We start from the raw sequence: 3,920 nt of genomic DNA, 5'->3' as shown, positions 1-3,920 counted from the left end.
TTCCTTACCCCGCCCCGGACCGGGGGGGGTGGGGGGGCCCCGCCCCCCGGGGCGGGGGGGGCCCCCCCCCCCCGACTCTTGAAGGCGCCCCACCACCAGGGCGGCACGCGGGGCTACGCCCCGGCTTGCTGAGGCAGGTTGTGCAGAAGCGTGCCGTCCTCAACGCTGGCGGTTCTTGCCCATCACGTCACGAAGGACGGTTCACGGACAACCCGCCCGGCATCGCTATGGAGCTTCCACACCACGCCTCAAGACCGGCACAGCAAGGTACGGCTGGGGCGTTCCCGCCAGTCGTCGGGTGGTTGACCTGGCCCGCGTCAGGGGGCGAGCCGGAGCAGCCATCGTGCGGGGATGCCGAGCCGGCCATAGCGCCTTCCGGGGCGGTTCGGCCCAAGGCGTCCTTGGTTTGTTGTGAATCCTGGCGGTGGCGCGGCTGCGCCTCGGGCTTCAGGACTGCAACCGTCCGGCGAAAACAATTTCCCCGCCGCTGCGCGGCTTCCTCGCGCAGCAAATTCTTTTCGCCTCCCGGTTCTCCACTGCGTTTCGACCGCAGGCGGTGCAGCCAGCCCGTCCCCCGCCGGCCGGATCACAACAAGGACGCGATGGGCGCGAACCTTGTTCAACCGAAAGGAGCACACATCATGGCCAACATCGGCACCTTCACCGCAGAGAAAGACGGCTTCACCGGCTCGCTTCGCACCCTGACGCTCAACGTCAAGGTCAAGCTGGTTCCCAACGACAAGGGCAGCAGCGAGAACGCCCCCGACTTCCGCCTCCAGGCGGCCGGCCACGACATCGGCGCGGCGTGGAAGAAGACCAGCGAGGCCGGGCGGGACTACCTGTCCGTGACCCTCGACGATCCTTCGTTCCCGGCGACGGTCTATGCCCGGCTGATCGAGAACGAGGACGGCACGCACGACCTGATCTGGTCGCGCAGCAAGCCACAGGCGGCTTGACCGCCGCCATCGCCCCGCCCTTGCGGCGGGGCGCTTTTATCGGCGTCGAATCTTTGGCAAGCCAAATCGCCTTGTTAGTGCAGAGTAATTTGGCGCTCTGTCAAAACGGAATGTCGTCGTCGAATGGATCTACAACCTTCTCGGTAGGCAAAGCTCCCTTCGGAAGTGGCAAGTTCGTAACGATGAACAGGTTGAGGATGTCATCCCTATCCATGAATAAAATCTGCGAGCGTTTCGTTGCGTCGAGTTTGTTGCCAATCCAGTTTCTTGCCTGTTTTGTTATCTCGCCGCCGGCGACAATAAAAGCATGGTCAACCAGTACACGACGGTTCAATTCCGGGTCGAATATTTCGTGCCCGAGCATCATGTTTACTTGGTTGTGTATCTCGGCGACATTGGCTGAACCAGCTTTATCAACACCTGATGAGTCAAGTTTGCCCTTCTTTGCTTGGATGCCAAAGTAGAGGACATGGAGAGTCGGCAGGGTGTATTTCATCCATACGTCTTTGCCATACTCCAATGCCTTGTCTTTGTGACCTGCTGCTGTGATGCGGTGAAAGCCAAGCTGACGGAATAGCGGCAGCAGCACTTCCTCGATCAGTTCATCTTCGGAGCACTTGTCCAAGTAGACAGTGAGTTGCTCCCGACGCTCCACCTCCGCTGGAGTCAGCGGACGATGCGGGTTTGCCATCTGCGCAACGGTGTTCGTGGCAATGTGGCGAAGCTGGCCGATGCCGTGCTCGTCGTAGAACGCTTCCCAACCTTCGCGTGCTAGTACGATGTTCAATGCAGCAAGTGCCTTGCTCCGATCAGGGTCTCCGTCTTGCGCGTCGCCTTTATCAAGGGTGGCACGGATGATCCGAATGAAGGCGTCTGGCGGAACCGAGGGGCTAGGATGTGGTAGTGACAGCACTTCCTCCAGCCTGCTTGCAACCCATGCCCATCGGGTTGAACCGTCGTGGGTATAGTCCAGGTCACAGTCCTGAAAGAACTCAGTGATGTAACTGCTGGAGCGATATCGAAAATTATCAGTGTCACCGCAAACGATGTGGGCGAGTTCTCTGAGGTTCCTGCTTTTCCATTTCATTTGCGCATCTAGGCTAGGTCGTCACTTTTGGGAGTGGCGTCGAACGTTCGTTCTTGGCCGCCGTTTACTCAGAACCATCTTGGCCAATCTCATCCAGTTCCTGGCGCACCTGCGCCAGCAGCTCATCGGCCTTGAGTGTGCTGTCGCCGGCATAGGCCAGCGTCAGCAGCGTGAGGGGATGCACGTCCATGACCTCGCACAACTCGGCCACCTTGCTCAAAGTCGGGCTTTTCAGGCTGCGCTCCAGCGAACTCATGTAGGTGCGGCTCGACACGTCGGAGAACGCTTCCTGGCTCAAGCCACGCGCTTTCCTGACCGTCTTCAACGCTGCCGCAAATGAGTTTTTCGCCGTCATCCAGTGGTTTCCCCAAAACCCAAGATGACAGCCCATTGCGTCCTATAGGGCTACAATCTATAGTGTTCATTTGATGCCCCGGACATGCGCTTTTGTGCTTCTACTGAAATCCGCATGTGTGGATTGCGCCAAATCCAGGAAACCGTATTCGTGTCATTGATGGCTTCCACAATGCCGCTTCCACGCCTTCGTGCTTCCGCACGAAAGCACGTTGCCGGGTCGGCGGATTCGAGCTTTCGCGCGCAAGCGCATCCGTGCATCACCGGCTTTGTGTAGTTGCAGGAGGAAGCGCCCATGAAGCCGCCCCTCGTCACCGACGCCCAGCGCGCGCAACTGCTCGCCAACGGCCGCGCACGCGCCGCCGGGCAGGACCTCGACCCGCTGCCGGTGGTTCGCCTGTTCACCCCGGACGCGCACGCCATCTGGCTGCTCGCTGCCCTCGATCCCGAGGACGGCGACACCGCCTATGGCTTGTGCGACATTGGTATCGGCCTGCCCGACCTCAGCACCGTGCGGTTATCCGAGCTGGCGTCCATCGTCGGGCCGCAGCAGCAGCCCATCGAGCGCGACCTGTACTTCGTCCCCCGGCGCACACTGTCGGAATACACGCGCCTGGCGCGCATCAACGGCTCGGTCATCGACTGAGCGGCCCCGGCGCATTGTGTCTATTCCGGTCTGGGTTCAGACCGAAAGCGCATCAATCCGCACTATGCGCTGGCAGGGCGTAGACCAGACCTAAACAGTCCTGATGGCCGGCACCGCTTTCGGCAAGGTGTGTTGTGCAGCGCACCATCCAGCGTGCGCGCAAGCCGTCGCATTCGGACGATTCATGCAACGCTCAGGAGCCAATCGGTCTTGCCCACTGCCAGTTTATTGAATAGCCCGTGACGATTTGCCGATGACGCCGTAGCGCCTAACGCTGATGCCCGTGGCGACGAATCCTGCTGTCCTACAGGAGGCCGCGTCATGGTAGAGCCCGCCGATCATTGGCACCCCGGTGCCGCCTATCTGTACATCCTGCATCTGGACGGTCCGGCCCTGGCCTGGGAGTACCTGCGCCGCCACCCGGACTACCGACACGACTGGCTGCGCCGTCGCCGCCATCCCAAGGCGGCGCAACGCTGGGGCCTGCGCCTGCTGGAAGACCCGGCCCTGGACGCGCGCGACGCGCACCCGGCCTGGTTCCCCGATCACGACAGTGTGGTGCAGCTCCACCCCGACGACGACCCGCCGCCCGGTGCCGTGGCCTTCGACTTCTGGCACCTGCCAGGCACTAAGTCTCTACTGCACGACGGCCGGCGGCTGGTGCTGCTCACGCGCTGGCCGGGCCGCCACGTTCGCCTGGCGCTCGCCTCTGGTCTGGCGCACGGCATGGCCCACAGCTACGCCGTGCGCGCCACCGCGCAGCCGTACTCGCGCTGCCACGCACTGGCTGGGGAACTGGACAAGCTGGCCGTGGGCGCGGCGGGGGGGGGGGCGGCCCGCCCCCCCCCCCCCCCCCCGCCCGGCGGGGGCCCCCCCC

The 3,920-nt window shown here is 62.7% G+C and carries 5 protein-coding genes; 3 read left to right on the top strand and 2 right to left on the bottom strand.

Features of this window, described 5'->3' with window-relative positions:
• The first annotated feature begins 641 nt into the window (after positions 1–641).
• On the top strand, positions 642–956 hold the full coding sequence (locus QMX85_RS23265; protein WP_031643458.1) for a DUF736 domain-containing protein: 315 nt from the start codon (positions 642–644) through the stop codon (positions 954–956).
• Positions 957–1,056: 100 nt separating this feature from the next.
• On the opposite strand, the gene QMX85_RS23260 is transcribed toward QMX85_RS23265, so the two are convergent.
• On the bottom strand, positions 1,057–2,043 hold the full coding sequence (locus tag QMX85_RS23260) for a hypothetical protein (protein WP_031643457.1): 987 nt from the start codon (positions 2,041–2,043) through the stop codon (positions 1,057–1,059).
• 64 nt (positions 2,044–2,107) lie between these two features.
• Entirely contained in the window at positions 2,108–2,398 is a 291-nt protein-coding gene (locus QMX85_RS23255) for a helix-turn-helix transcriptional regulator (RefSeq protein WP_049949998.1), read from the bottom strand.
• A 294-nt stretch (positions 2,399–2,692) separates the two neighbouring features.
• On the opposite strand from QMX85_RS23255, the gene QMX85_RS23250 reads away from it, so the two are divergent.
• Both QMX85_RS23250 and QMX85_RS23245 read left to right on the top strand, forming a co-directional pair.
• The gene (locus QMX85_RS23250) at positions 2,693–3,043 is read left to right on the top strand and encodes a DUF2958 domain-containing protein (protein WP_031643455.1); all 351 of its coding nucleotides are present in this window, start codon (positions 2,693–2,695) and stop codon (positions 3,041–3,043) included.
• Positions 3,044–3,364: 321 nt separating this feature from the next.
• On the top strand, positions 3,365–3,920 hold a 556-nt coding region (locus tag QMX85_RS23245; protein ID WP_282344904.1), incomplete at its 3' end, for a DUF6499 domain-containing protein.

The organism is Pseudomonas sp. PS02288 (genome assembly GCF_029959715.1).
Lineage (GTDB): Bacteria > Pseudomonadota > Gammaproteobacteria > Pseudomonadales > Pseudomonadaceae > Pseudomonas_O > Pseudomonas_O kuykendallii.
This window is presented reverse-complemented; position numbering and strand designations above follow the sequence as displayed.